Here is a 24,204-nt window from a genome sequence, read left to right as displayed (position 1 = left end):
CGGTCACTGCTTCCCGGCGCGGTCGAGGGACGACTGCGCCTTGTCCTGGGCGTCCTTGAGGCGCTGGTTCAGCGTGGCCTCGGGCACGTTGCCGGCCGCGAGGTCAGGGACGCTCTGCACGGTGACGTTGAGGAGGGCGAGCTGGATGTCGCCCCACGCCCCGGTGAACGGGGTGGCGAACGACTTCTCTGCGGCTTCGGTGATGGCCGCCATGTGCGGTGCGCTCGAGAGCGACTTGAGGCCCTCGGCGTTGGCGGGGAGATCGCCGAACGTCTTCTGGTAGTTCAGCTGCTCGTCCTTCGAGGTCACCATCTCCATGTAGGCGTAGGCGAGGTCCTTGTTCTTCGAGTAGTCGGCGACCACCATGTTGTCCCCCGAGAGGATTGACGCGGCAGGTGTGCCGCCGTCCTTCGGCGAGGAGTCGCCGGGGGCCGCGACCGGCATGATCGCGTACTCGTACTTGTCCTTGAGCGGGGACTTGTCGAGCGTCGGGATGGAGTTGGACGTGGTCATCGGGAAGAACGCGGCCTTGCCGGCGGCGAACTCCGCGAGCGCCTGGCTGTTGCTCCAGCCCACGGCCGCGGGGTTGACGACCTTGTCCTTCGTCACCCAGCCGAAGTAGGTCTCGTAGGCCTTCTTCACGGCCGGGTCGTCGAGCTTGGCCTTGTCGCCGTCGACGATCTTGTTGCCCGCCTGGACCGACATCGCCCAGACGAACTTCCACGGGTCGAAGTTGTCCTTGTAGGAGATCGCGAGGCCGTACTGGCCCTTGGAGGCGTCAGTGGTCTTCTTGGCCTGCTCGAGGAGCCCGTCCCACGTGGTCGCAGGCTTGTCGATGCCGGCGGCCGCGAGGATCTCCTTGTTGTAGGCCATGACGAAAGGACGCGAGACGAACGGGACGCCGAAGAGCTTCTTGTCGCTCGGCCCCGAGATGCCGAGGGTGGCCTTGTTGAAGCGGTCCTTGCCGCCGATCTTCTTCCACTCGTCGTCGCCGAGCTGCACGAAGGCGCCGGTGGCGACGGCGGTCGGCGTGAAGGTGGTCCCGAGGGAGTAGACGTCCGGGCCCTGGCCGGACACGACCGACGTCTGGATGCGCTGGAGCTCCTCGTTGGCGGAGGTGAAGGTCTCGTACTTCAGGTCCGCGCCGGTCTTGGCCTTGAACTTCGTGGCCATGTCCGAGAACCACTGCTTCTGCTGCTCCGGGTAGAGCGTGTTGGTGTTGACGAGGACGCTGAGGGTCTTGCCCTTCCCGTCGACGGCGGCGGGACTCCCGCTGTCCCCCGACGACGACGACCCCGCCCCGCACGCAGCCAGTGCGAGCGCTGCGAGCGTGGCCAGCGAGGCCACCTTGGCTGTGGTTCGGATTCGCATGTGTCTCCTCCTTGAGTACGGTGCGCGCCGTTGGCGACTGTGATCCTGCTCACGGCCCATCGCCACATGCCCTTGAGTCTAGGAATGGAAAATCCGCAACGGCAAGCGATTGCCAAAATTTGCCAGTACCGGTCACAATGGATGCCATGACCGCCTCGTCCGCTCCGCCCGCGTCCTCCGACCCGGAGCGCCTGCCCACGATCCGCGACATCGCTGAGCGCGCCGGCGTCGCGACGTCGACCGTCTCGCGGGCGCTGTCGAACCCCCAGCGGGTCAACGCGCGCACCCGGGAGCGCATCGAGAAGATCGCCGCCGAGCTCCACTATGTCCCGAGCTCCCAGGCCCGCGGGCTCAGCTCGGGGCGGACCGGCGCCATCGCCGTCCTCGTGCCCGACGTGACCAACCCGTTCTACTTCGACATCATCCGGGGCACGCAGAACCAGCTCAAAGCCTCGGGGTACACCCAGCTGCTCGTCGACACCGAGGAGGCGACCGACGTCGAGCTCGAGGCGCTGCGCAGGCTCCGCCGAACGGCGGACGGGATCATCCTCGCGGCGTCGCGCCTCACGGACGCGCAGCTCGCCGAGGCCGCGCGCCAGCAGCCGCTCGTCACGATCAACCGCGCGACGGCGGACGCGCCCACCGTGCTCATCGACACCCCCGGCGCCATGGTGCAGGCTCTCGAGCACCTCGCCTCGCTCGGCCACACCAAGGTGACGTACGTGGGCGGACCCACCAGTTCCTGGTCGACCCACCGCCGGTGGAAGGCGATCGAGGAGGCAGCCTCCCGGCGCGGCATGGAGGTGACGCGGATCGGACCCTACTCCCCCAAGACGTCATCCGGGGCAGCCGCGGCCGACGCCGCGCTGCGCACGGGTGCGACGGCGCTCATCGCCTTCAACGACCTCATTGCGATCGGCATGCTCCAGCGCTTCCGCGAGCGCGGCGTGCGCGTGCCCGAGGACGTGAGCATCGTGGGCTGCGACGACATCTTCGGCGCGGACTTCTGCAACCCTCCGCTGACCACGATCGCATCGCCGATCGAGCAGGCGGGCCGTACCGCGGTGTCCATGCTCCTGGCCCAGCTCGACCCGCTCCGCGGCGGCATGCCGCGCAAGCTCGCCGTCATGCCCACGCACCTGCAGATCCGGGCATCGACTGGCCCCGCGAAGGCCTGAGGGACTTCGCGGGGCCGGGCTGGCCGCGCCGTTCGGGCTGGCCGGCCCGGCCTGGCGGTCAGGGCTGCTGGGGGAACTTGCCTTCTTCGGCGATCTTCTTGTTCAGCTCGGCCAGGAACTCGTCCTCGTCGAAGTCCATGGGGACCTCCCTGCCGGTCCACGCCGAGAGGTGGATTGCGTTGGCCAGCCGGACGCCGAGGATGCCGTCGCTTCCCGGCGCGATGAGCGGGGTGCCGTCGAGGATGTTCGCGGCGAAGTTCTCCAGGACGGCCGCGTGCTGGCCACCCCATGCGGTGTCGAACTCGAGCGTCTCCTGCGTGTAGTACTCGTCCGGGTCGAACTGGTCGCTGGTCATCTTCCAGATCTCCTCGGGCGGGATGCCCGCGCTGACCTCCTGCTCGGAGTGGCGGAAACGGGTGACGACGGCGGTCGTGGAGCCGTCGACGACGATCTTGCCCTTGTCCCCGGAGATCTCGAACCGGTCGGTGCCCACGAGCTCGTGGGTCGCGGTGGTGAAGGTCCCTGTCGCGCCGCCGCCGTAGTCGACGACGGCGACGACCTCGTCCTCGACGTCGATGGCCCGGCGGAAGCCGAAGGCTGCCTTCGCGAAGACCTTCTGGGGCACGCCGCAGATCCACTGCCACAGGTCGAGCTGGTGCGGGGCCTGGTTGACCAGCACGCCTCCGCCCTCGCCGCCCCACGTGGCCCGCCAGGCGCTCTGGTCGTAGTACGCCTGCGGCCGGTACCAGGTGGTGATGATCCAATTCGTGCGGCGGATCGCGCCGATCTCGCCGGAATCCACGATCTCCTTGAGCCGGCGGTACAGCGGGTTGGTGCGCTGGTTGAACATGATCGCGAACGTCAGCTCGGGCTTCGAGGCGGCAAACTCGTTGAGCTCGCGGACCTGCTTCGTGTAGACGCCCGCAGGCTTCTCCACGAGGACGTGGAGGCCCCGCTCGAGCGCCTGGATGCCCATGACCGGGTGGAGGTAATGGGGCACGGTCGTGACGACGGCCTCGACCTCGCCGGAGTCGAGCATCGACAGATGGTCCTCGAACAGCGTGACGCCCTGATGCTGCTGGGCGGCGAGCTCGCGCCGGGCGTGATCGATGTCGGCGATGGCCGTGACCTCGATGTTGCCCACGCGCCCGTCGGCGACGAGCCTCGCGTACTGGCTGCCCTGGTTGCCGAACCCGATGATCCCGAGGCGGACTTTCCTGCTCATGCTGCGTGCTCCTTGTCGGTGCGGATCAGAAGTGGGTGTTGATCAGAAGTTGATCAGGAGTTGATCAGAAGAGGTCGCCGAAACCGAGGGCGACGAGGTTGTCGTGGGAGGTGGTCAGGGCCTCGAAGACCGTGCGCCCGTAGAGCAGGTCCTGCTCGACCAGGAGGTAGCGGGCGCCGGCGTCGATGGCGGCGGGCACGATCGCGGCGAAGTCGAGGTTCCCCTCGCCCACCTCGGCGAACTGGACCACATCCTTGAAGTGGCTCTGGAAGGCGGTGGAATCGCCGGATTCGTAGGCGGCGATGCCCTCCTCGGACAGGGCGCCGATCCGGTAGTCCTTCAGGTGCACCATCGCCGTGCGGCCAGCGTACTTCTGCAGCGTGCGGACGGGGTCGAGGCCGCCGCGCTGGACCCAGTGGACGTCCACCTCGAGCCCGATGCTGGGGGCCTCCTCGGCCAGGATGTCCATGACGTAGCGGCCGCCCATCCTGGCAAAGTCGACATGGTGGTTGTGGTAGTACAGGGTGACGCCGTGGTCCGCGAGCGCCTGCGCGGCCTTCTCCACGCGCTTCGCGTAGTCGACAACCCGTGCCTCGCTGCGCAGCTCGGACATGGGGAGCATGCCGATCCGCAGCATGTCCGTCCCGAGCCGCCTGCAGTCCTCCGCCGCGCGCTCGACATCGGAGGCGAGCGGGTACGGCGTCGCTCCCGGCTCGCCGTCGAGCTGGGCGGAGAGCGCCGCGAACTCGATGCCGAGCTCCCTGCGCGAGCGTTCGAGCTCGGCGACGTTCTCCCGGTCCATCGGGATCTGGGACACCTCCACGGCGCGGTATCCGATGTCCGCGACCTTGCGGAGGGTCTCGAAGGGGCCGATGTCCGCGAAGCTCTCCTTGAGCATCATTGCCTGCACGCCGATCGTGGCCATGGTTCTCCTCAATCGCTCTCACCTGCCGCCGCAGTGGCGGCGGTCACACGTGCATCCACTCTAGGCGCGGGCAGCAACGCACGGTAAACGTTTGCCAACAGTTGCCGGATTCAGACCCACTCGCCGTGGGGGTACGAGCGCGCGTACACGTCCTTGATGAGCCGCAGGGAGGCAGTCGCCTCCTCGGCGCCGATCCAGAAGCGCTCGCCCGCCGCCACCGCCCGGTAGAAGTCGGCGATGAGGAGCTGGTGCGAGGCTCCCCAGTAGCTGCGCTCTCCCGGGAGCACCCCGGCCTCCTCGACCACCTCTACTCGGCCGTCCGCATGGCGCACGGTGAGGGCGCCTCGGAGGGACAGCTCCGCCCGCTCGGTCTGGATGTCGAGGGTCACGGGCGCGTTGACGGCGTTCGCGTTGGTGGCGAAGAAGACGCTGCGGACGGCGGCGCCGTCGTGCGCGGCATGCTCGAGGAGGATGTCCGCGGTGTCCTCGACCTCGATCACCCCCTGAAGGGCGCGCGTCGAGGCGCGCCCGTCCACCACCTGCGCCGGCCCCACGAGCCACTGGAGGAGGTCGAGGGTGTGGATGGCCTGGTTCATGAGGAGCCCCCCGCCGCTGCCTGACCACGTGCCGCGCCACGGGCGCGCCTCGTAGTAGGACGGCGGGCGGTGCCACATGACCGTGGCCTGCGCCCCGAGGATGCCGCCGAGGCCCCCGTCTCGCACGAGCCTGCGCAGGGCCACCACCGGGGCGTTGTAGCGGTTCTGGAAGCACACCCCGAGCTGCGTGCCGGCGGCCGCCCACGCGCGGTCTGACGCCGAGGTGAGCGCCTCGGCATCCCCGAGCGTGTGCGCCACCGGCTTCTCCGTCAGGACGTGCACGCTGGCGGCGAGTGCCTGCTCTGCGAGAGCCGCGTGGTCGCCATGGGGGGTGCAGAGGTGCACGACGTCGACCGCCCCCTCAGCCAGCAGCTCGCCGAGACTCGCGAACGCAGGGACGCCGTTCGTCTCGGCCGCAGCCCGGCGGCGCCCCGGGTCGCGGTCGACGACGGCGGCGAGCCTCGCGTACCCGCTCTCGGCCAGCGCGGCGATCGCCGCGATGTGCTGGGCTGAGATGTCCCCGCACCCGACGACTGCGGAGCGGAGGGAGTCGGACGGGGGCGGGGGAGGCGCGTCAGTGGGCATGGCACCACGCTAGTGACGCGGAGCACGCAGAGGCAACCGTTTGCCGTTCGGTGCCGTGTCAGGACCCGTCGAGTGCCGCGGCAGCGGCCACGAAGGCCCGCGCCCGCTCCGCGAGCGCCTCCGGGTCGCCGCCCCGGGCGCCGTCGCCCACGAGGGGGCCTCCCGCGCCGATGCCGAGCGCCCCGGCGGCGACGTACTGCGGGAGCTCGGCCAGCCCCATGCCGCCGACCGCCAGGAAGGGGATCTGCGGGAACGGGTCAGCGAGTGCCTTGAGGTATCCCGGCCCCACCGCGGAGGCCGGGAACAGCTTGACCGCGGCCGCGCCCTGGCGCCACGCCTCGTAGGCTTCCGTAGCCGTGAAGGCGCCGGCGAGCACCGGGATGCCCCGGTCCACGGCGTGGGCGACGGACGCCGAGACGCTCGGCGTGACGATGAACGACGCGCCGGCGGCAGCGACCACGTCCACGTCCTGCGGGGTCATGACGGTCCCGGCGCCGAGATAGGAGCCCATGGGAACGCTGGGCGCGACGGCGGCGATCGCCGACGGCGTCTCAGGCGTCGTCATGGCGATCTCCACGAGCCGGATGCCCTCCCGGAAGAGGATGCGGGCGGCGTCGGCGGCGTGCTCGGCGGAGTCCCCGCGCACGACGGCGACGACCCGGCTGGTGCGGACAGCGTCCAGGAGCGTGGGGATGTCCAGAGTCGTCATGGGCGCCTTTCGTGGAAGGTCAGGGGGCGGCAGGTCACCATTCGGCGAAGGCCCCGTCCGGGTGCCTCCACACCGGCCCGCGCCAGGCGTGGCCGCGGCGGTCCGCGTCGCGCACGGCGGCCTCGTCGATCTCGAGGCCCAGGCCAGGGCCCGTGAGCCGCTCGATGGATCCGTCCACGAAGCGCAGCGGCGTCTTGTCCAGCACATAGTCCAGGACCTCGGCGCCCTGGTTGTAGTGGATGCCGATGCTCTGCTCCTGGATCAGGTAGTTCGGCGTCGAGAAGCCGACCTGGAGGCAGGCCGCGAGCGCGAGGGGCCCGAGCGGGCAGTGCGGGGCGAGCTGGACGTCGAACGTCTCCGCGAGCGCCGCGATCTTGCGCACCTCGGTGATGCCGCCCGCGTGGCTCAGGTCCGGCTGCGCGACCGCGATCCCCGCCTGCAGCACGGGGAGGAACTCCTGCCGCGAGTACAGCCTCTCCCCCGTGGCCACGGGGATCGTGGTCGAGTCGGTGAGCCGGCCGATGAGGTGCGAGTTCTCCGGGACCACGGGCTCTTCGAGGAAGAACGGGTGGAGCTCGTCCAGGAGCGAGGCGACCCGGCGGGCGGTCGCGAGGGTGAAGCGCCCGTGGAAGTCGACCGCGACATCGCGGTCCGGGCCGAGCACCTCGCGGGCCGCGGCAACGCGCCGCACCACCCCGTCGAGCTCGGAGACGCTCCCGTGCGGCGACATCTTCCCGGACGCGTTCATCTTGACAGCGGTCAGGCCCACCTCGAGCTGGGCTGCGATCTGGTCCGCCACCTCGCCCGGCTCGTCGCCGCCCACCCAGCCGTAGACCCGGATGCGGTCCCGGACGGGACCCCCGAGGAGCTGGTGGACCGGCGCGTCGAAGTGCTTGCCCGCGATGTCCCACAGGGCCTGGTCAAGGCCCGCGACGGCGCTGGCGAGGATGGGGCCTCCACGGTAGAAGGAGCCCTTGGTGAGCACCTGCCAGTGGTCCTCGATGCGCAGCGGGTCCTCGCCGAGGAGGAGCTCGGAGAGCTGGTCGACGGCGGTGCGGACCGTCTCGGAACGGCCCTCGCAGGTCGCCTCGCCCCACCCGACGATCCCGGTGTCCGTCTCGAGCCGGACGAAGAGCCAGCGGGGCGGGACGAGGAAGGTCTCGATGCGTGTGATCTTCATGTGCCTCCTCAGCCCTTCGTCGCGCCGGCTGTGAGGCCCGAGACGATGTAGCGCTGGGCGAAGAGTGCGATCACCATGATCGGCAGCGTCACGACGGTGGCGGCCGCCATGAGGCCGCCCCAGTCGATGCTGGCGTACGAGACGAAGTCGAAGATCGCCACGGGCAGGGTCTTGGTCTTCGCACCCGAGAGCACGAGGGCGAACATGAAGTTGTTCCACGAGAAGATGAAGGCGAGGATCCCCGCGGTCGCCATGCCCGCCACGGAGAGCGGCAGGGTGATCCTCCGGAAGGCGCCGATGGGCGTGAGCCCGTCCACCTGGGCCGACTCCTCGAGCTCGAGGGGCATCGAGTCGAAGTAGCCCATCATGATGTACACGATGAGCGGCAGCGCCACGAACATGTGGCTGAGGATGAGGACCTCGAACCCGCCGACCATGCGCAGGTTGGAGAACACGTAGTACCAGGGCACGAGGAGCGAGACGCCCGGGATGACGCGGGCCATGAGCACCACGAGCGCGGAGCGGTGCATCGTGAAGCGGCTCATCGAGTAGGCCGCCGGCACGCCGAGGACGAGCGAGAGCACCGTTGAGACGAACGCGACCCAGAAGCTGTTCGCGACGAAGACGAAGTAGTTGTTGCGCGTGAGGACGTTGACGTAGTTCTCGAGCGTCGGCTCGAACAGGATCGACTTGGACGGGTCGTAGATGTCCACATTGGTCTTCAGTGACGCCAGGACCATCCACACGAGGGGGAGGATGAGCGCGACCACGGTCGCGATGAGGGCCACGACCCTGAACGTCGGGTACACGCGGGTCGAGGCCGGCCTGCGGCGGCGGGCGGGCGTCGCGCCCGAGGCGGGGAGCGCCGTCGTGCGTGCCATCTCAGGACTCCTTCTTCTTGCGGCCGGTGAGGGCCCACATGACGCCGATGATGAGGAGGAAGAACAGGATCAGCACGGTGGAGGAGACGCCGTACTGGTTGTAGTCGAACGAGAGGCCGTAGGCGTAGACGTTGAGCGTCTCGACCTCGTTGAACGATCCGCCGCCCTTGCCCTTGGTCGCGTAGAGGATGTCGAAGGTCTTGAGCGCGTCGATGCCGCGCAGGAGGATCGCCACGACCACCGTGGGCATCATGAGCGGCAGGGTGACGAACCAGAACCGCTGCCACGTGCTCGCGCCGTCGATCTTCGCGGCCTCCTGCGGCTCCTCGGACAGGGACGTGAGGCCCGCGAGGAGGATGAGCGCGACCATCGGCGTCCACTGCCACACGTCGATGAACATCGTGGTCCACAGCGCCGACTCCTGGCCCGCGAGCCACGGCTGGGGCGGGATCCCGAACCAGCCGAGCGCCTGGTTCGCGAAGCCGATGTTCGGGTCGAAGATGAGCCGCCACATCATGCCGACGGCCACCGGGGTCGCCACGAGCGGAAGCAGGACCGCGACGCGGACCCAGCGCTCGCCCCGGAAGGGACGCCACAGCAGGAGTGCGATGCACATGCCGAGGACCACCTCGAACACGAGCACGACCCCGGTGAACAGCACCGTGCGGCCCACGGCCGGCCAGAAGCGGGCGGTATCGGTCAGCACGGTGAGGTAGTTCTTCAGGCCGACGAAATCGGCCGCCGCGCGCACGGACCCGCGGGCGTCCGTCAGAGACAGGTACGCGGTCCAGACGAGCGGGATGACGATGAGGATGGCCACGAAGGCCATAGCGGGTGCCGCGAAGAGCCACTTGCGGTGGCGGTTGGCCCACGTGGAGAAGGCCGAGGTGGGCCGGGGCCGCAGCGGCGGGGCGTTGGTGAGGTCCGGGTCGATGGTCGTGGAAGCCATGGGTTACCTTGCCAGGGGATCGGGCCGGTCAGGCCGGGACGCACGACGGCGGTCGCGCGCCCCGGCCTGACTCCGGCGGATCGGTGCGGCTACTTGTCCGACTCGAGGAACTTCGAGAAGTCGGACTGGGCCTGGTCAGCGGCCTTCGCGGAGTCCGCGCCGGTGATCGCCGCGACGATGGGCGCGCCGACGATCTCGCGGGCCTTGCTCACCGTCACGACCTCGGGTCGGTCGTGGCCCACGCCGTCCTTGGCGCTGACCGTGATCGCGTCCGCGAGGTCCTTCGGATAGGTCGAGATCCCGTCCGGGCTCGACCAGGCGGACGTCCGGGCGCCGGGCACGCCGGCCTTCTGGGTCGCGAGCGTGCGCTCCTTCGAGGTGGCCCACTGCACGAACTTCCACGCGTTGTTCTTGTGCTTGGAGGCATCGTTGATGCCGAGCGCCCAGGACGGGATGTTATACGGCTTGGAGCCGGCGGGGCCCGCGGGCAGCGGCGCGAAGCCGACCTTGTCGGCGACCTTGGACTTGGCGGGGTCGGTGGCGTTCTTGTAGAGCGAGTCGGCCTCCGTGTAGAACGCGGCCTTGCCCTGGGTGAAGATGGCCATCGCCTCGGGCCAGCTCATGTCGGTGGAGACGTTGGCCGGGCCGGAGTCCTTGATGAGGCCACCGTAGAAGGCGTAGGCCTTCTTGGCCTCGTCCGTGTTGACCGAAGCCTTGCCGTCCTTCATGAAGTCGCCGCCGAAGCTGTACAGGAAGCTCGAGAACTGGGTCACCGCGGTCGACTTGCCCGTGCGGGCCACGAAGCCGGCGGTGTCCGGGTTGGAGGCCTTGATCTTGGCCGCGGCGTCCTTGAGCTCGTCCATGGTCTTGGGCACACTGATGCCGGCGCCCTGGAGGAGGTCCTTGCGGTAGTAGAGCACCTCGCGCTCGGTGATGATCGGCACGCCCACCACCTTGCCGTCAGAGGTCGTTGCCGCGACGGTGTTCTGCTGGAAGTCGTTCCAGTCCCAGGACGAGTCCTTCTTGACGTTGTCCGAGAGGTCGGCGAGGTATTTGTTCTTCGCGAAGAGCTTGCCCTCCTGCAGGGGGCGGTACATCATCACGTCGATGTCCTCGCTGCCCGCGTTGAGCTTGACGTTGTACTGGTCCGAGAGCTGGTCCTCGCCGAGCTGGGTAAGCTCGACCTTGACCCCGGTCTCCTTCTCGAACTCCGGGATGGCCGCCTTGATCTGCTCGGTCCACACGTGGTTGGCCAGCGTGACGCGCAGGGGTCCGGCAGCGTCGCTGCTCTCGTTGCCCCCGCTGCTCCCTGAACCGCAGGCCGCGAGCCCCAGACTCGCGATGGCGGCAACGGCCGCCGCCCTGATGAATGACTGAACCTTCACCGTTGAACTCCAATCTCTCGGACCGCCGTGGCGACCCGCGTCCGACGCCCCTTTACGTCGGATCTCAGCAGCGACACTAAGTTATAAGTAGTACGTATTCAAGAGTTGCCCACGTCACAGTATGATTTCTCCATGGTGCACGCGACGGAGCTGCAGACAGCCTCCACGGACGACGGCGACAGCTCGCCGCCGCCATCGGGGCCCCTCGCCACTGTGGCCGCCACGGCGTCGCGGCGCCATACCCAGATCCTCGACGCGCTCGGCGCGGGAATCTGCTCCGGCGAGCTCCCGCCGTCGTCCGTCCTGAACTCCGACGAGCTCGAGGCGCAGTTCGGCATCTCGCGGACCCTCGTGCGGGAGGTGCTCCGCGTGCTCGCGTCGCTGGGGCTCGTGGAGGCAAGGCGCCGCGTGGGCACGGTCGTGCTGCCCGAGGAGTCGTGGGACGCCTTCAACCCGCAGGTGATCCGCTGGAAGCTCGCCTCCCCGGCCCGGCTGACCCAGCTGCGCGAGCTCACGGAGCTGCGCAACGCGGTCGAGCCGCTCGCCGCGCTGCTGGCCGCCGAGCGCGCCAGCGACGCCGAACGGGAGGAGATCGTCCGGCTGGCGGCTTCAATGTGGGCGGCGGGGAAGACCGGGCGGCAGCAGGCGTTCCTGGACCTCGACGTCACGTTCCACCACATGGTGCTCGCCGCGAGCGGGAACCGGATGATCGGCAAGCTGCACCTCCTCACCCAGGAGGTCCTCGAAGGACGTGTGCAGTACGGGCTCATGCCGCAGCTGCCGGACCACGCCGCGCTCGAGTGGCACATGGACGTCGCGGCGGCGATCCAGCGCGGGGACGGGCCGGCGGCGCGCGCGGGCATGGAGAAGATCGTGGAGCAGTCCCTCGTGGAGATGGCCCACATGTGGGAGGCCACCTGACCCACGGCGCCCTGCGTGTCCCGGCACCGGGCTGGTCTACGCTAGGCCCATGCGCGAACTCCAGGCGAAGATCATCGAGGAGATGGGCGTCAAGCCCGAGATCGACCCGGCCGCGGAAGTGGCGGCCCGCGTCGGATTCCTCAAGGACTACCTCAAGGCGACGGGCACCAAGGGCTTCGTCCTCGGCATCAGCGGAGGCCTCGACTCCTCCCTCGCCGGGCGGCTGGCCCAGCTCGCGGTCGACTCGCTCGCGGACGAGGGCGTCGACGCGGACTTCGTCGCCGTGCGGCTGCCCCACGGCGTCCAGCACGACGAGGAGGACGCCCAGGCAGCCCTCGACTTCATCAAGGCCAAGACCGAGTGGACGTTCAACGTGAAGCCTGCAGTGGAAGGGTTCGAGCAGGAGTTCGAGCGGACGTCGGACGACGAGCTGACCGACTTCGTGCGCGGCAACACCAAGGCGCGGGCCCGGATGATCGCCCAGTACATGATCGCCGGCGAGCGGAATCTCCTCGTGATCGGCACGGACCACGGCGCGGAGTCGGTCACCGGCTTCTTCACCAAGTATGGCGACGGCGGCGCGGACATCCTGCCGCTGTTCGGCCTCAACAAGCGCCAGAACCGAGCCCTCCTCCGGCACCTAGGAGCCCCTGAGCGCGTGTCGGAGAAGATTCCGACGGCGGACCTACTCGACCTCCAGCCTGGCCGGCATGACGAGCACGAGCTCGGCATCACGTATGAGGAGATCGACGACTACCTCGAGGGGCGCGAGGTCTCCGATTCCGCCGCCGAGTCGATCGAGAAGCGCTACCTGCTGACCCGGCACAAGCGGGCCACGCCCGTCACCCGCTTCGACACCTGGTGGCACGAGGGCGCGACCGCCTGGACGAAGTAGCGATCCTCCACCCTCACATCGCAGCGAGTCGACACCGCACGGTGCCGACTCGCTGCGGTGATTGATAGCGTGGGCGGCGTGAAGATCGCTACCTGGAACGTCAACTCCCTCCGCGCCCGAGCCGACCGTGTCGAGAACTGGCTCCTGCGCAGCGACGTGGACGTGCTCGCGATCCAGGAGACGAAGTGCAAGGACGAGAACTTCCCCTGGGAGCTCTTCGAACGCAACGGCTACGAGGTGGCGCACTTCGGCGTCAACCAGTGGAACGGCGTGGCGATCGCGTCCCGCGTGGGCCTGACCGACGTCGAGCGGACGTTCCCCGACCAGCCAGCCTTCGGCAAGGGCGGCAAGGACGGCGTGCAGGAGGCGCGCGCCATGGCCGCGACCTGCGCCGGCGTCCGGGTCTGGAGCCTCTACGTTCCCAACGGCCGTGCCCTCGATGACGAGCACATGCCGTACAAGCTCGAGTGGCTCAAGGTGCTCAACGGCCACGCCGCCGAATGGGTCGCACAGGACCCCGACGCCCAGATCGCCCTCGTGGGCGACTGGAACATCGCCCCGCGCGACGAGGACGTGTGGGACATCGAGCTCTTCCGCACCGAGGGCTACACGCACGTGAGCGAGCCCGAGCGGGACGCATTCCGCGCCTTCGAAGCCAGCGGCTACGAGGACGTGGTGCGGCGCCACACCCCGGGCCCCGGCGTCTATACCTACTGGGACTACACCCAGCTCCGCTTCCCGCGGAAGGAAGGCATGCGCATCGACTTCGTGCTGGCCTCCCCCGCGCTCGCCGCCCGGGTGGTCAACGCGCACATCGACCGCGAGGAGCGGAAGGGCAAGGGCGCCTCCGACCACGCGCCCGTCGTCGTGGAGCTGGCGGAGGATTCGTGATCCGGCGGCGTCCCGGGACCGGGCTCCCGGCGGGCGGCGTGACATGAGCCCGTACCACGGTCCCCTGTCATCGCACCTGCGGGTCTACGAGCCACTCGAGGCCTTCAGCCCTGAGGAGCGCGCCCGCATGGAGCACAGCCTCGCGGGGCGCGAACCAGGGCGCCGGGGCCTCGAGACCGCCGAGTCAGAGGCGGCGCTGGGACGCATCATCTCCTCCTCGGGGGATCCCTTCCCGGACGACGACGCGGAGTTCACGCGAACGGTCACCATCGACGGGCGGACCCTCTACTGCCCCTCGCAGCTTGTCCTCCGGGCCGGCCTCGCTGCTGAATCGGTGCTCACGACGGCCCCGACCCCACTGGCCACGGTGCTGCTGCCGGCCCCGGCCCGCGCCAAGCACCAGGAGCGCGTCGACCGGATTGCCTCCGAGCCCGGCACGCCCCGGATCAACACGCGCGAATCCCTGTGGGGGATACCGTTCAGCTGGTTCGTGCTGTTCCACGAACAGGACGCCACCGAGGTGGTCGAGGAGGCCGACCACGTCCAGACCGTCCGGATCACGACAACGTGGGCCAAGGCGCTGCATCGGGCACGCTTCGCGGTGGCGAACCTCGCCCTCGCGGCCCCCGAGATGAACCTCCTCGACGAACTCACGTCCCTCACCGAATGGCTCGAGGAGTTCCACCCCGATTCCGCGGTCGAACTCGACTACGGCGCCGTGGCCGACCGCGTCTACCCCGACGAGTCCCCGACCGACGTGCTCCTCGGCATCGAATGCCTCGCCGAGGGAGACATGACCGGGGCCGCAGCGGCCTACCGGCGGCTCGCCTCCCGCTGGATCCCCATTCGCCAGCTCGCCCGCGCCTCCTGACCCGCCTTCCACTGCGGGACGCACGACGGCGGCGCGGCCGCGGGGGCTGTTCCCCCGCGGCCGCGCCGCCACTCGCTCGGGTACCGTTACTGGTCGCGCAGGTTCTGCTGGGCGTCCTGCGCCCGCTCCTGCACGACCTGCTTCTGGTCCTGGGCCTCTTCCTTCACGGCCTGCGCACTCTCGGACGCGGTACCCCTGACGCTCTCCACGGCCTCCTGCGCCGGCTGCTTCAGGTTCGAAGCGGCCTCGGAGGCGGCGTCCTTGAGCTGGTCGGTGACCGGCTCGGCCTTCTCCTTCAGCGTCTGGGCGACCTCCCGCTCCTTCTCACTCGGCGGGATGAGCGAGGACACGAGCAGGCCAGCGCCGAAGGCGATGAGACCCGCAGCGAGCGGGTTGCCCTGCGTCTTCCGCGCAACTCGCTGCTGCGTGCGGTCGACAGCCGCACCGGCGTCGGACATCGCTCCGTGCGTGCCCTCCGAGACATCGTCGGCGGCACCCATGACCCGGTCCTTCATACTGTTCATCGCCCCCTTGATCTTCTGGCCCTGGCGGTGGGCGATGTGCGACGGGGTCACCTTGTCCGCCACCGCGTCGACGTCGTAGCCAAGCCGTTCGCGGGTCTGCTCGATGTCGGCTCGAATGGCATCAGGATTCTGGCTCATCGTGGCTCCTCACTCGGCTTGAGTGCTTCGGGAATCTTCTTCACTGTGTCGGTGGTGCGCGGGAGGCCCTTGATCGCGGCCATCTCCTTCTTCGCCCGGGCAGCGAGGACGGCTGCGATGATGCCCCAGATGACTGCCACGATGACGGCAGACCACCCGAGCCCGGTCAAGTAGTAGCCGAGCGCCCACCAGAGCGCCAGCGACAGGAACAGCAGGACGAAGTGGCCTGCCACTCCGGCCCCCGCGTACATGCCCGCGCCCTTGCCCGCGCTCGTGGCGGACTGCCTGACCTCGGCCTTGGCGAGCTCGAGCTCCTGGCGCATGAGCGTCGAGAGGTCCGCCGCCACATCGCCGACCAGATCGCCCAGCGACGATGATGCGGCCTTCTGCTCCGCTGGCGGCGCGGCCCCAGCTGCGGTGGGCGCGCCCGGCGACGGAGTTCCGTAGTCGGGGACGTGGCTCATCGCAGATCATCCCTCTCCCGGCGCAGGCGCTCCGTGTCCAGCGGCGGGACCTCGCCCTGCACCCCGCCGGCACCGGAACCGTCCTCGTTCTCGTACTCGCGGTATGCCGCGTCCTGGCCGGGGGTCTGCCCGTACGCCCCGCCCTCGTCGACGGCGTTCGTCAGGGCGCCGTCCTCGCCGCGGGCCGGCGTGTACGCGCTCGGCGCCGCGCCCCGGCCGTAGGCGCCGGTCTCGGGTGCAGGGTATGCAGCACCCTGGCCCAGATCAGCGGCCGGCGTGCCCGTTCCCGCAGTGCCCATTCCAGCAGTGCCGCCGGAGTACTGGCCTGCGGCATGCTGGCCCTCGCCATACTGGCCCTCGCCATGCCGGCCGGCCGCGTACTGGCCATCACCGTACTGGCCGTCACCGTACTGGTTCCCCGCGGCGTACTCGGTGCCGGCTCCGTACTCGGTACCGCTCGGGTACTGGGTGCCGGCGGAGTACTGGCCCCCGGCCGGGTACTGGCGCTGGGCAGCGCCGTTCGATTCGTCGGTGGCCCCGGCCGCGAGCGATCGGGTGAGCCGTCCGGCAAGCAGCCCGGCACCGGCCGCAAGGGCCAGGAACGCGCCCGGGCGGCGCCGTGCGTAGGACTTGACCTCTTGAAGGAGCGAACCCGGGTCGCGCTGGTCGAGCCACTCAGCGAAGCTGGCGGACTTCTCGGCTGCCTGGCGGACCAGATCGGTGCCAACCCCTTCATGCTCGCTGTTGGACGCCATGGAGCTGAGCTCACGGTGGATGGACCTCAGGCCCTCGGCCGCGCGCGTCTGCTGCTGGGCCGCCTGGTCCATCAGCTCCTGGCGGCTCTGGTGGATGAGGTCCTTGGCCTGGTACTTGGCTTCCTTGGCGACCGTGGTCGCCTCCTGCTTCGCGACGTCCTTGACGGCGCCTGCAGAGGAGGCTGCCTCTGCGGCGACACCCTCGGCCTCCTGCTTGGCGGCGGCTGGCTTCGAGTCAGGGCGCGGCGGTGTACCTGGGGTGGTCGAATATGGATCAGTCATCATCGGTTCCTCTCGCGATCCTTGAGGGTCGAGCGGGTGTGACAATCTGGCCACTACCCGAGCGACGTCCATTCAGACGTTCGAGAAACGAAAAATGAGTCTTTGCTATACCAAACGGGGCGGTGCGGTGGTCTCGCGGACGATGAGCCGCTGCTCGGCGAGCTCGCTGCGCACCGCCCCGGAATCGCCCCCGAGCTCCCCCATGAGCATCTGGGTCCCCCGGCGCGCCTGGGCCGTCGGGTCCTGCCACACGGTGGTGAGCCCGGCGCACTCGCCCATCTCGTGGCCGTCGATGCCGACCACTGAGAGGTCCTGCGGCACCCGCACCCCCTGCCGGGCCGCCTCGAAGAGCACGCCGAGGGCCATTTCGTCCGACGCGCACACGATCGCCGTAGGCCGCGGCTCCGGGAGGTCCATGAAGCGCCGCATCGCCTCGACACCGCTCTGCACCGTGAAGTTCCCGAACAGGGAGGCATCGGGATGGAGCTCGAGGCCCGCCGCCTGGACAGCGTCGTGGAAGCCCTCCACCCGGATCTTCGGCACCGAGAAATTCAGGTCGGAGTCGTCCTGTCCGTGGAGGAGCGCGATGTGCCGATGCCCGAGGTCGATGAGGTGCTCTGTGATGGAGCGCGCGGCCAAGTAGTCGTCGATCCCCACATTGGGACACCCCGGGACGGGTCCCCCCACGACCACGAGCGGGATGTCGATCGCATGCAGGTCGTCGATCTCCTCCGGGTGGAGGAACATGCACAGCAGCAGGAGCGCGTCGATCTGCTTGTGGACCATCGAGCGGCTGAAGAGCCGCTCACGCGGGGCGGTACGACCGCCGAGATTGAAGAGGGACAGGTTGTAGCCTCGCCCATGCAGCTCCTGGTCGACCCCCGCAATCGCCTTCCCGAAGAACCACCGGTCGACGTACGGGGCAAGCACGCCGATCGTGCGCGTCTTCCCCGTCGCCAGCCGCGACGCGGCCGACGACGGGACATAGCCGAGTTCCTTGGCCGTGGCGAGGATCTTCGCCCGCGTCTTGGGCGACACCCGCGGCAGTCCACGGATGGCCCGCGAGACCGTGGCCGTCGAGACCCCCGCCGCTGCCGCGACTTCTTCGATGCCTACCATTGCCCTCTCCCGGGAGGCATCCGCTGAACCGGCGGAACCTCATTCCTCGTTGTCGTTGGTGGCCCCGCGGAGCACCTTCCGCCGCAATGCCCAGAGACCGGCCATCGCGAGGACGACAGCGAGCAGCCCGAGGGCCCAGCCCAGCGCGAACTGGCCCGTGATCTCAAGCCACGCGGTCACCCCGAGCAGCACGACCCCCCAGAAGCCCAGGAAGCCCATGAAGATCTCGAACTGCTCGACGACAGCCTTCCGATGGCGGGAGGAGCGGCGGTAGGCCGCCCCTCCCACCGAATACGGATCGGGCGCCTGCGCCGGCGTCACTTCACCGCGCCGGCGGTGAGGCCGGCAACGATCTTGCGCTGGAACACCAGGACGAGGATCACGAGCGGCACGGTCACGATCGTGCCCGCAGCCATGACCGCCGTGTACGGCTCCTGATGCGGCTGGGCGCCGGCGAAGTACGCGATCGCCACCGTGACCGTGCGGGTGGAGTCCGAGGAGAGCTGGCTCGCGATGAGGAACTCGTTCCACGCCGAGATGAAGGCGAGGATCGCGGTCGTGAACGTCGCCGGTGCGGCCAGCGGGAGGATGACCTTCCGGAAAGCCTGCCCCTGGGTGCAGCCGTCGATGCGCGCCGACTCCTCCAGCTCCCACGGCATCTCGCGGAAGAACGAGGTGAGCGTGTAGACGGTCAGCGGCAGGACGAACGAGATGTTGGGAATGATGAGCGCCTGATACGTGCCCATCCACCCGATGTTGGTGAACAGCTGGAACAGCGGCGTCACGAGGGCGACGCCCGGGAACATCGACGCCCCGAGGATGAATCCGAGGACGGCGAACTTGAACCGGAAGTTCAGCCGGGCGAGGGCATAGGCCGCGAAGACGCCCACGACGAGGGCGACAATCGTGGTCGCGCCGGCCACGATGAGGCTGTTGAGCAGGTTGCGGCCGAAGTGGTTGCCGAGGTTCTCATCGAACACTGTCGAGAAGTTGTCCCACGTGACATGGGTGAAGAAGAACGTCGGATCGAACGTGTACGCCGTGTCCCGGAACGCGGTGACAATCATCCAGTAGGCCGGGGCGAGGCACCAGATCAGGATGACCGCAGCGGAGATATACGTTCGGAGCGAGGCCCAGTCGAAGCGCTTGCGGCGCTCCGGGACAGTTGCGGTCCGAGGCAGGGTTGCTGTCGCTGCCATGTCACTTCCTCCCCGAGGACGTGGCCGCACCGACGGCATTGGCGCCGAGGAAGCGGACGAAGATGAAGGCCACGATGAAGATCACGAGGAACGTGATGGTCGACAGCGCGGCTGCTGCGTTGAAGCCTTGTCGGATCTGGTCGACGACCAGGATCGAGAGCGTCGACGTGTTGTTGCCGCCCTGGGTCATGATGTAGGGCAGGTCGAACATGCGCAGGGCATCGAGGACGCGGAACAGCACCGCGACCATGAGCGCGGGCTTGACGAGCGGCAGCGTGATCTGCGTGAAGCGCTGCCACGAGGAGGCCCCGTCGACCTTCGCGGCCTCGTACACCTCGTCCGGGATCAGCTGCAGGCCGGCGAGGATGAGGAGGGCCATGAAGGGCGTGGTCTTCCAGACGTCGGCGATGATGATGGCCCACTTGGCCGGCCACTCGGAGCCTGTCCAGAGGATCTGGGTGCCGAACAGCTTGTTGGCGATCCCGTCGAACGCGAAGATGAAGAACCACAGCTTCGCCGTCACGGCAGTGGGAATGGCCCATGGCACGAGGACCGCCGCGCGCACGGCGCTGCGTCCGCGGAACGACCGCGCCATGATGACCGCCATCCAGAACCCCAGCACCGTCTCAAAGGCCACGGTCACGACCGTGAAGAAGAAAGTGGTGCCGAAGGAGTTCCAGAACTGGGCGCCGAGAGTGCCGGGAGGGCACGGGGCGCCGTTGCACTGCTGGAAGAGCCAGTGCGCGTAGTTGTCGAATCCGGCCGGGCCGCCCTCCTCGAAGAACCCGGTGGCCGGGTTGAGGCCTGCGTCCTTCTGGAAGGACATGATGATGGCGTTCACCACCGGGTAGATGATGACGACCGCGAGCAGGATGAGGGTCGGCGTCAGCAGGGTGTAAGCCCAGCGGCCCTGCGTCACCTGCTTCCTGTCGGCGCTCTCGCGACCGGGCATGTGGCGGGCCTCGGCGGCCTTCGTCTCGGTGCGCTCCGGGAGTTTCGTGGACATGGGATGTCTCCTGTTCAGGGGGCCGGCGGCCCGGGCGTCGGTTCCGACTCCCGGGCCGCCTGCTCAGAACCTGGCTACTTGGCCGCCGCGTCGATGGCCGACTGCATGTCGGACAGCGCTTGGTCGACCGACTTCTCCCCCTTCAGGGCGGAGTAGGCGTTGTCCTGCACCGCCTTGGTCACGGCCGGGTAGTACGGCGTGACCGGACGCGGCACAGCGTTCTCGATCGACGTCTTGAGCACCGGCAGGTACGCGAGCTTGGCCGTCAGGTCCTTGTCCGTGTACAGGCTCCCGAGCACCGGCGCCAGCGAGCCCTGCGTCGCGTAGAACTTCTCCGTCTCCTCGCTCGTCATGAACTTCATGAAGTCGAGGGCGGTCGCCTTGTTCTTCGAGTAGACGCTCATCGCGATGTTGTGGCCGCCGAGCGACGACGCACCCGGCCCGTCCTTGCCCGGAAGCGGGGCGATGCCGAACTTGTCGGCGACCTTGGAGGAGCCGTCGGTCTTGTTCACGATGTTGTAGACGTACGGCCAGTTGCGCAGGAACATGAGCTTGCCGTCCTGGAACGCCGTCCGGCCCTGCTCCTCCTGGTAGGTGATGGCCTCCTGCGGGATGTTCCCGCTCTTGAAGGCGTCGACGAGCTTGCCCAGACCGGTCTTCGCCTCCGGGGAGTTGACCGCGGCCTTGCCCTGGTCGTCGACGATCTTGCCGCCGAACGAGTTGATCGCCTCAGACGCGTTGACCGTGAGGCCCTCGTACTTCTGGAACTGGCCCGCGTAGCAGCCGATGTTGTTCTGCTTCGCGATCGAGCACATGCCCATCATCTCGTCCCACGTCTTGGGCGGGTTGGGCACGAGGTCCTTGCGGTAGTACAGGAGGCCGCCGTCGGAGGTCTGCGGCGCGGCGTACAGGGTGCCGCCGTAGGTTGCCGTCTTGACGGTCGCCGGGAGCATGGCCGAGGTGTCGATCGTCGTCTTGTCCTTGAGCGGCTGGAGCCAGCCCTTCGCGGCGAACTCGGCGGTCCAGACGACGTCGACATCGACGACGTCGTAGTTCGCGTCCTTGGCCTGGAAGTGCTGCACGAGGTCGTCGTGCTGCTGGTCGGCCTGGTCCGACTGCTCCTTGAACGTGACCTTCTGGTCCGGGTGGGCCGCGTTCCACTTGTCGACGAGCGGACGGACGACGTTCGAGTTGTCCTTGCCCTGGACGTAGGTGATGGGTCCGCGCCCGTCGAGGTTGTTCGCGGCGTCGCCACTCAGGCCGCCACTGCTCTGCCCTCCGCCGGAGGTTCCGCCGCCGCCTCCGCCGCCACAGGCGGAGAGGGCCAGCGCCAAGACGCCTGCGACGGCCAATGGAGGGGCATACCTCGAGAACTTGCGGTTTCTCATGCTCGACTCCCGTGTCTGTGAGGCGGCCCTGGTGGCGCCCCAAAAAAGGTGTTGTGGTGGACCTCACACTAGGCAACGGCAACACGGCAGTGCAAGCGCTTACGCATTTCGTGTCCTCTCTGTGACCATCCCCTCACGAGAGCCCTATTCGGCCTTGCGCCCCTTCACGTTCCGAGCGATGTCGGCGGCGAGTTCCCTGACGTTCTGGGCGGCCTCGGACGCCAGGTCCCGGACGTTCTCGACCGCGTCCTCGGCGAACTCCTTGGCCTTCTCGGCCGCCTCCCCCGCGAGGTCCTTCGCCTTCTCGGCGTTCGGGCCGGTCACCGGACGCGTTCGGCGCGGCTGAAGCGGGCGCGCGCGCCGGAGGTGACGTGGAGGAGCACCGGGACGGCGGTTCCCATCACGAGGTCCAGACGCCGTACGAGCTGCTCGACCTCCGCGGCAATGGCGCCCGGGTCCGCGCCCTGCCGGGCCACTGTGCGGATGCGCAGCGCCGTCCGCCCCTCGAACTCGACTGCCGCGACGGCCGTGCTGAGCACGTCCTTGCGCTCGGCGAGGACTCCGCGCAGGGCCTGGTCGACCGCAGCGGCAGCGATGCCGACCAGGCCGGGCACCTCACCCTCGGCGAGCTGGCCGCCCGGGGCCGTGCCGCCGTCGGGCGCCGTGGCGGCAATCAGGTCACGGCGGCCGGTCCCCTGCTGCGACACCCACCAGACCATCAGCAGCACGACCAGGACTGCGAGCGCGGCGGCGATGAGCCAGAGCCACGACACCCGGGTGCCCGGGAAGTGCGTTGCTTCGAAGGCCGCGCCCGCACGGACAGCGGCGTCCGGCGCCCAGGACTGCCACCACTGCGCGACGGCCGGCACCGCGGCGAGCAGGAGCATCAGGGCCCCCGCCGCGAAGACCAGAAGCCCGAAGACCGCGATGAGCACGCGGTTCAGCGTCCGCGGCGTGCCGTTCATGCGCCGACCACCCCGGTCCCCTCGACGCGGACCCGGAGCTGCGGGTACGGCCGTGGCGCCAGCCGGCCGAGCTCGTCCTCGGTGGCTGCCAGGACGTCCTCGGCCCGTACGGGGATCCCCGAGGTGGGCCGGACGTTGACCACAGCCTCCCCCGCGGAAACCACCACGTTCACCTGCTCCGGCCGCACGACCGCGGCGGCGCGGGCCCGGCGCGCAAGCGCGGAGGCGAGCACCTCGTCGTCCACCACGACAGCGATGCGACCGCCCGGCAGCTCGCGCCGTCCGCGACGGCCAGGGCGTGCCGCGAGGATGACGAGGGCCAGGCCGGCCATGGCCACAACGGCGCCGAAGAGGCCGAGGAGCGCGCGGTTCGTGCCGTTGGGAAGGGCCGCGACGGCACGGGCGGCCGCCTCAGGGTTGACGAGCCACTCGTGCTGGCCGAGGGCCTGGAGGGTCGTCTCGAGGAGGAGGTACGCGCACAGCGCCGTGACCGCGAGCGCGACGAGGCCCACCACGTAGGCCCTCGACGAGGTCACCTCGCGCTGGACCGCGCGGTCGAGCCCGTGCGGCGCCTCGCGCTTCTCGAGCGTGCCATGGTCAGCCATGGCCGGCCGCCTCGAGCAGTACCGGGCTGCCCACACGGACACCGGAGATGCGGATGTCGACGCGGCTCAGCATCGCCCCGCTCAGCGACGTCACCGACTCGAGGATCCGTCCCTTCGCCCGGGCCGCACGCTCCCACACGCTTCCGCCCCAGGGGAGAAGGTCCTCCGGCCCGTCGACCAGCGCAAGGTGCGGGATGGCGATGGGGGCGACGATGCGGAGGGCGAGGAGGCCGGCGTCGTCCGACCAGTCGGCCCGCACATCGGTGGGCTCCACGCCGAGCGCGGCCCCGGCGGCTGCTTGGGCGAGCCGGGTCAGGGCCTGGGTGCTCACGCGGTTGTGGCCGGCGAGCGGATGCGAGGCCGGCGGATGGGCGGGCGGGGCCGGCACTCCTGGCTGAGGGGCGCCGGGCGAGGCTTCCATGCTCACGAGGAGGATCGCCGCCCGGTCAGCGCCTCCCACACACGGCGGAGGTCCACCCTTCCCTCGGCGGCGCGCCCGAGGACCGCGCCGACGACAAGGAACACGAGCGACCCGAGGAAGCCCCCCACGCCGAACTGGAAGGACATGTAGGCGAGGAACGCCCCGACGCCCATGCCGACCACGACCAGGTTCACTGCACCTCGATTCCGGAAGGCTTGGTGCCCACCCTCGGCTCTCCGATGAAGACGTCCGCGATCTCGACGTTGACTTCGATGACCGCGAGGCCCGTGAGCTCCTCGACGGCCCGGTACACCGCAGCCCTCACCCTGTCGGCGAGCGACTGCAGCGGCACGCCGTAGGCCGCCACAAGCGTGACGTCGACAGCCACCTGCGTCTGTCCTACCTCAGCGCGGACGCCGGAGACATGGTCGGTCTGGCCGACGGCATCCCGGATGGCCCCGAGGGCCCGCGAGGGCGCGGTGCCGAGCGAGTGGACGCCGGGAACGTCGCGGGCGGCGGCGGCCGCGACCTTGGCGACGGCCGCCTCGTGGATCACGGTGCGCCCTGAGGCCCCCACCGGAAGCGGGACCTCCGCGGCTGCGCCGTGCACCATGCCGTACCGGACTTCTGGCTCCTGGCTCACCGCGCCTCCCTCGCTCGCCGGGCGGCAGCAGCCGTCGCGGCAGTGAATGGCAGCCGTCCCGTGTGAGGACGCTTACGGCTCTACCTTAGTACGGCAGGTGCGCGGAAATCGGCGGCAGCACGGGCGAGGCGCG

28 protein-coding genes are annotated in these 24,204 nt (G+C 69.2%); 5 read left to right on the top strand and 23 right to left on the bottom strand.

All coding sequences use genetic code 11. The features are described from left to right. Window positions 1-3: 3 nt before the first annotated feature. Window positions 4-1,371 carry an ABC transporter substrate-binding protein gene (locus tag ACQ5BE_RS17270; RefSeq protein ID WP_430298207.1) on the bottom strand — a complete coding sequence of 456 codons (1,368 nt, stop codon included), beginning with the start codon at window positions 1,369-1,371 and terminating at the stop codon, window positions 4-6. A 146-nt stretch (window positions 1,372-1,517) separates the two neighbouring features. Here ACQ5BE_RS17270 and ACQ5BE_RS17265 point away from each other — a divergent pair, with 146 nt between their 5' ends. Next, window positions 1,518-2,549 carry a LacI family DNA-binding transcriptional regulator gene (locus tag ACQ5BE_RS17265; protein WP_413249726.1) on the top strand — a complete coding sequence of 344 codons (1,032 nt, stop codon included), beginning with the start codon at window positions 1,518-1,520 and terminating at the stop codon, window positions 2,547-2,549. 58 nt (window positions 2,550-2,607) lie between these two features. Here ACQ5BE_RS17265 and ACQ5BE_RS17260 read toward each other — a convergent pair whose 3' ends face one another. The 8 genes from ACQ5BE_RS17260 to ACQ5BE_RS17225 form a co-directional block, all read right to left on the bottom strand. Beyond that, window positions 2,608-3,774 (bottom strand): Gfo/Idh/MocA family protein, encoded by a 1,167-nt coding sequence (locus ACQ5BE_RS17260; protein WP_430298206.1) that lies wholly within the window; start codon window positions 3,772-3,774, stop codon window positions 2,608-2,610. Window positions 3,775-3,838: 64 nt separating this feature from the next. Continuing rightward, window positions 3,839-4,699: a sugar phosphate isomerase/epimerase family protein gene (locus tag ACQ5BE_RS17255; protein ID WP_430298205.1), complete on the bottom strand. Its 861-nt coding sequence runs from the start codon at window positions 4,697-4,699 to the stop codon at window positions 3,839-3,841. A 110-nt stretch (window positions 4,700-4,809) separates the two neighbouring features. Further along, on the bottom strand, window positions 4,810-5,880 hold the full coding sequence (locus tag ACQ5BE_RS17250) for a Gfo/Idh/MocA family protein (RefSeq protein WP_430298204.1): 1,071 nt from the start codon (window positions 5,878-5,880) through the stop codon (window positions 4,810-4,812). 58 nt (window positions 5,881-5,938) lie between these two features. Further along, window positions 5,939-6,589 (bottom strand): bifunctional 4-hydroxy-2-oxoglutarate aldolase/2-dehydro-3-deoxy-phosphogluconate aldolase, encoded by a 651-nt coding sequence (locus ACQ5BE_RS17245; RefSeq protein ID WP_430298203.1) that lies wholly within the window; start codon window positions 6,587-6,589, stop codon window positions 5,939-5,941. 34 nt (window positions 6,590-6,623) lie between these two features. Beyond that, window positions 6,624-7,769, bottom strand: a complete 1,146-nt coding sequence (dgoD, locus tag ACQ5BE_RS17240) for a galactonate dehydratase (RefSeq protein WP_430298202.1) — start codon at window positions 7,767-7,769, stop codon at window positions 6,624-6,626. Window positions 7,770-7,777: 8 nt separating this feature from the next. Then, on the bottom strand, window positions 7,778-8,650 hold the full coding sequence (locus tag ACQ5BE_RS17235; protein WP_430298201.1) for a carbohydrate ABC transporter permease: 873 nt from the start codon (window positions 8,648-8,650) through the stop codon (window positions 7,778-7,780). A 1-nt stretch (window position 8,651) separates the two neighbouring features. Then, window positions 8,652-9,599, bottom strand: a complete 948-nt coding sequence (locus ACQ5BE_RS17230; RefSeq protein WP_430298200.1) for a carbohydrate ABC transporter permease — start codon at window positions 9,597-9,599, stop codon at window positions 8,652-8,654. Window positions 9,600-9,688: 89 nt separating this feature from the next. Beyond that, entirely contained in the window at window positions 9,689-10,984 is a 1,296-nt protein-coding gene (locus ACQ5BE_RS17225; protein WP_430298199.1) for an ABC transporter substrate-binding protein, read from the bottom strand. A 132-nt stretch (window positions 10,985-11,116) separates the two neighbouring features. Here ACQ5BE_RS17225 and ACQ5BE_RS17220 point away from each other — a divergent pair, with 132 nt between their 5' ends. The 4 genes from ACQ5BE_RS17220 (at window position 11,117) to ACQ5BE_RS17205 (ending at window position 14,562) form a co-directional block, all read left to right on the top strand. Beyond that, window positions 11,117-11,905: a FadR/GntR family transcriptional regulator gene (locus ACQ5BE_RS17220; protein ID WP_430298198.1), complete on the top strand. Its 789-nt coding sequence runs from the start codon at window positions 11,117-11,119 to the stop codon at window positions 11,903-11,905. A gap of 49 nt (window positions 11,906-11,954) precedes the next feature. Further along, window positions 11,955-12,800 carry an ammonia-dependent NAD(+) synthetase gene (gene nadE / locus ACQ5BE_RS17215; RefSeq protein ID WP_430298197.1) on the top strand — a complete coding sequence of 282 codons (846 nt, stop codon included), beginning with the start codon at window positions 11,955-11,957 and terminating at the stop codon, window positions 12,798-12,800. A 78-nt stretch (window positions 12,801-12,878) separates the two neighbouring features. Beyond that, entirely contained in the window at window positions 12,879-13,691 is an 813-nt protein-coding gene (locus ACQ5BE_RS17210) for an exodeoxyribonuclease III (RefSeq protein WP_430298196.1), read from the top strand. 43 nt (window positions 13,692-13,734) lie between these two features. Beyond that, window positions 13,735-14,562, top strand: coding sequence for a hypothetical protein (locus ACQ5BE_RS17205; protein ID WP_430298195.1), 828 nt, complete (start codon window positions 13,735-13,737; stop codon window positions 14,560-14,562). Window positions 14,563-14,648: 86 nt separating this feature from the next. Here ACQ5BE_RS17205 and ACQ5BE_RS17200 read toward each other — a convergent pair whose 3' ends face one another. From ACQ5BE_RS17200 to ACQ5BE_RS17135, 14 genes are all read right to left on the bottom strand, one after another. Continuing rightward, complete coding sequence (locus tag ACQ5BE_RS17200; protein WP_430298194.1) at window positions 14,649-15,224, bottom strand: DUF3618 domain-containing protein; 576 nt, start codon at window positions 15,222-15,224, stop codon at window positions 14,649-14,651. Continuing rightward, window positions 15,221-15,688 (bottom strand): phage holin family protein, encoded by a 468-nt coding sequence (locus ACQ5BE_RS17195; protein WP_430298193.1) that lies wholly within the window; start codon window positions 15,686-15,688, stop codon window positions 15,221-15,223. The genes ACQ5BE_RS17200 and ACQ5BE_RS17195 overlap by 4 nt, the downstream gene beginning before the upstream one ends. Further along, a complete protein-coding gene (locus ACQ5BE_RS17190) occupies window positions 15,685-16,725 on the bottom strand; it encodes a hypothetical protein (RefSeq protein WP_430298192.1) in 1,041 nt (346 codons plus the stop codon). The genes ACQ5BE_RS17195 and ACQ5BE_RS17190 overlap by 4 nt, the downstream gene beginning before the upstream one ends. 105 nt (window positions 16,726-16,830) lie before the next feature. Beyond that, the gene (locus ACQ5BE_RS17185; protein WP_430298191.1) at window positions 16,831-17,844 is read right to left on the bottom strand and encodes a LacI family DNA-binding transcriptional regulator; all 1,014 of its coding nucleotides are present in this window, start codon (window positions 17,842-17,844) and stop codon (window positions 16,831-16,833) included. 39 nt (window positions 17,845-17,883) lie between these two features. Then, window positions 17,884-18,165: a hypothetical protein gene (locus ACQ5BE_RS17180; RefSeq protein WP_369802261.1), complete on the bottom strand. Its 282-nt coding sequence runs from the start codon at window positions 18,163-18,165 to the stop codon at window positions 17,884-17,886. Continuing rightward, window positions 18,162-19,043 carry a carbohydrate ABC transporter permease gene (locus tag ACQ5BE_RS17175; protein WP_344297369.1) on the bottom strand — a complete coding sequence of 294 codons (882 nt, stop codon included), beginning with the start codon at window positions 19,041-19,043 and terminating at the stop codon, window positions 18,162-18,164. Before ACQ5BE_RS17175 ends, ACQ5BE_RS17180 begins: the two co-directional genes overlap by 4 nt. 1 nt (window position 19,044) lies before the next feature. Continuing rightward, window positions 19,045-20,049 carry a carbohydrate ABC transporter permease gene (locus ACQ5BE_RS17170; protein WP_344297367.1) on the bottom strand — a complete coding sequence of 335 codons (1,005 nt, stop codon included), beginning with the start codon at window positions 20,047-20,049 and terminating at the stop codon, window positions 19,045-19,047. Window positions 20,050-20,123: 74 nt separating this feature from the next. Continuing rightward, window positions 20,124-21,437 (bottom strand): ABC transporter substrate-binding protein, encoded by a 1,314-nt coding sequence (locus ACQ5BE_RS17165; RefSeq protein WP_430298190.1) that lies wholly within the window; start codon window positions 21,435-21,437, stop codon window positions 20,124-20,126. 144 nt (window positions 21,438-21,581) lie between these two features. Beyond that, a complete protein-coding gene (locus ACQ5BE_RS17160) occupies window positions 21,582-21,761 on the bottom strand; it encodes a hypothetical protein (RefSeq protein ID WP_344297363.1) in 180 nt (59 codons plus the stop codon). Next, on the bottom strand, window positions 21,758-22,402 hold the full coding sequence (locus ACQ5BE_RS17155; RefSeq protein ID WP_430298189.1) for a hypothetical protein: 645 nt from the start codon (window positions 22,400-22,402) through the stop codon (window positions 21,758-21,760). The genes ACQ5BE_RS17160 and ACQ5BE_RS17155 overlap by 4 nt, the downstream gene beginning before the upstream one ends. Next, complete coding sequence (locus ACQ5BE_RS17150) at window positions 22,399-23,007, bottom strand: hypothetical protein (RefSeq protein ID WP_430298188.1); 609 nt, start codon at window positions 23,005-23,007, stop codon at window positions 22,399-22,401. Before ACQ5BE_RS17150 ends, ACQ5BE_RS17155 begins: the two co-directional genes overlap by 4 nt. Continuing rightward, the gene (locus tag ACQ5BE_RS17145; protein ID WP_344297357.1) at window positions 23,000-23,428 is read right to left on the bottom strand and encodes a hypothetical protein; all 429 of its coding nucleotides are present in this window, start codon (window positions 23,426-23,428) and stop codon (window positions 23,000-23,002) included. Before ACQ5BE_RS17145 ends, ACQ5BE_RS17150 begins: the two co-directional genes overlap by 8 nt. Window positions 23,429-23,430: 2 nt before the next feature. Further along, window positions 23,431-23,622, bottom strand: a complete 192-nt coding sequence (locus ACQ5BE_RS17140) for a hypothetical protein (protein WP_430298187.1) — start codon at window positions 23,620-23,622, stop codon at window positions 23,431-23,433. After that, complete coding sequence (locus ACQ5BE_RS17135; RefSeq protein ID WP_430298262.1) at window positions 23,619-24,041, bottom strand: Asp23/Gls24 family envelope stress response protein; 423 nt, start codon at window positions 24,039-24,041, stop codon at window positions 23,619-23,621. Before ACQ5BE_RS17135 ends, ACQ5BE_RS17140 begins: the two co-directional genes overlap by 4 nt. Window positions 24,042-24,204: the final 163 nt, after the last annotated feature.

Source organism: Sinomonas sp. B1-1, assembly GCF_050474465.1.
Taxonomy (GTDB): domain Bacteria; phylum Actinomycetota; class Actinomycetes; order Actinomycetales; family Micrococcaceae; genus Sinomonas; species Sinomonas flava.
Note: the sequence above shows the minus strand (reverse complement) of the source record. Positions and strands in the feature narration are given on the sequence as shown.

Bases quoted from the DNA above. Each gene is read 5' to 3' on its own strand.
- ACQ5BE_RS17270 (WP_430298207.1), bottom strand. From the start codon at position 1,371: ATGCGAATCCGAACCACAGCCAAGGTGGCCTCGCTGGCCACGCTCGCA.
- ACQ5BE_RS17265 (WP_413249726.1), top strand. From the start codon at position 1,518: ATGACCGCCTCGTCCGCTCCGCCCGCGTCCTCCGACCCGGAGCGCCTG.
- ACQ5BE_RS17260 (WP_430298206.1), bottom strand. From the start codon at position 3,774: ATGAGCAGGAAAGTCCGCCTCGGGATCATCGGGTTCGGCAACCAGGGC.
- ACQ5BE_RS17255 (WP_430298205.1), bottom strand. From the start codon at position 4,699: ATGGCCACGATCGGCGTGCAGGCAATGATGCTCAAGGAGAGCTTCGCG.
- ACQ5BE_RS17250 (WP_430298204.1), bottom strand. From the start codon at position 5,880: ATGCCCACTGACGCGCCTCCCCCGCCCCCGTCCGACTCCCTCCGCTCC.
- ACQ5BE_RS17245 (WP_430298203.1), bottom strand. From the start codon at position 6,589: ATGACGACTCTGGACATCCCCACGCTCCTGGACGCTGTCCGCACCAGC.
- dgoD (WP_430298202.1), bottom strand. From the start codon at position 7,769: ATGAAGATCACACGCATCGAGACCTTCCTCGTCCCGCCCCGCTGGCTC.
- ACQ5BE_RS17235 (WP_430298201.1), bottom strand. From the start codon at position 8,650: ATGGCACGCACGACGGCGCTCCCCGCCTCGGGCGCGACGCCCGCCCGC.
- ACQ5BE_RS17230 (WP_430298200.1), bottom strand. From the start codon at position 9,599: ATGGCTTCCACGACCATCGACCCGGACCTCACCAACGCCCCGCCGCTG.
- ACQ5BE_RS17220 (WP_430298198.1), top strand. From the start codon at position 11,117: ATGGTGCACGCGACGGAGCTGCAGACAGCCTCCACGGACGACGGCGAC.
- nadE (WP_430298197.1), top strand. From the start codon at position 11,955: ATGCGCGAACTCCAGGCGAAGATCATCGAGGAGATGGGCGTCAAGCCC.
- ACQ5BE_RS17205 (WP_430298195.1), top strand. From the start codon at position 13,735: ATGAGCCCGTACCACGGTCCCCTGTCATCGCACCTGCGGGTCTACGAG.
- ACQ5BE_RS17200 (WP_430298194.1), bottom strand. From the start codon at position 15,224: ATGAGCCAGAATCCTGATGCCATTCGAGCCGACATCGAGCAGACCCGC.
- ACQ5BE_RS17195 (WP_430298193.1), bottom strand. From the start codon at position 15,688: ATGAGCCACGTCCCCGACTACGGAACTCCGTCGCCGGGCGCGCCCACC.
- ACQ5BE_RS17190 (WP_430298192.1), bottom strand. From the start codon at position 16,725: ATGACTGATCCATATTCGACCACCCCAGGTACACCGCCGCGCCCTGAC.
- ACQ5BE_RS17185 (WP_430298191.1), bottom strand. From the start codon at position 17,844: ATGGTAGGCATCGAAGAAGTCGCGGCAGCGGCGGGGGTCTCGACGGCC.
- ACQ5BE_RS17175 (WP_344297369.1), bottom strand. From the start codon at position 19,043: ATGGCAGCGACAGCAACCCTGCCTCGGACCGCAACTGTCCCGGAGCGC.
- ACQ5BE_RS17170 (WP_344297367.1), bottom strand. From the start codon at position 20,049: ATGTCCACGAAACTCCCGGAGCGCACCGAGACGAAGGCCGCCGAGGCC.
- ACQ5BE_RS17165 (WP_430298190.1), bottom strand. From the start codon at position 21,437: ATGAGAAACCGCAAGTTCTCGAGGTATGCCCCTCCATTGGCCGTCGCA.
- ACQ5BE_RS17155 (WP_430298189.1), bottom strand. From the start codon at position 22,402: ATGAACGGCACGCCGCGGACGCTGAACCGCGTGCTCATCGCGGTCTTC.
- ACQ5BE_RS17150 (WP_430298188.1), bottom strand. From the start codon at position 23,007: ATGGCTGACCATGGCACGCTCGAGAAGCGCGAGGCGCCGCACGGGCTC.
- ACQ5BE_RS17145 (WP_344297357.1), bottom strand. From the start codon at position 23,428: ATGGAAGCCTCGCCCGGCGCCCCTCAGCCAGGAGTGCCGGCCCCGCCC.
- ACQ5BE_RS17135 (WP_430298262.1), bottom strand. From the start codon at position 24,041: ATGGTGCACGGCGCAGCCGCGGAGGTCCCGCTTCCGGTGGGGGCCTCA.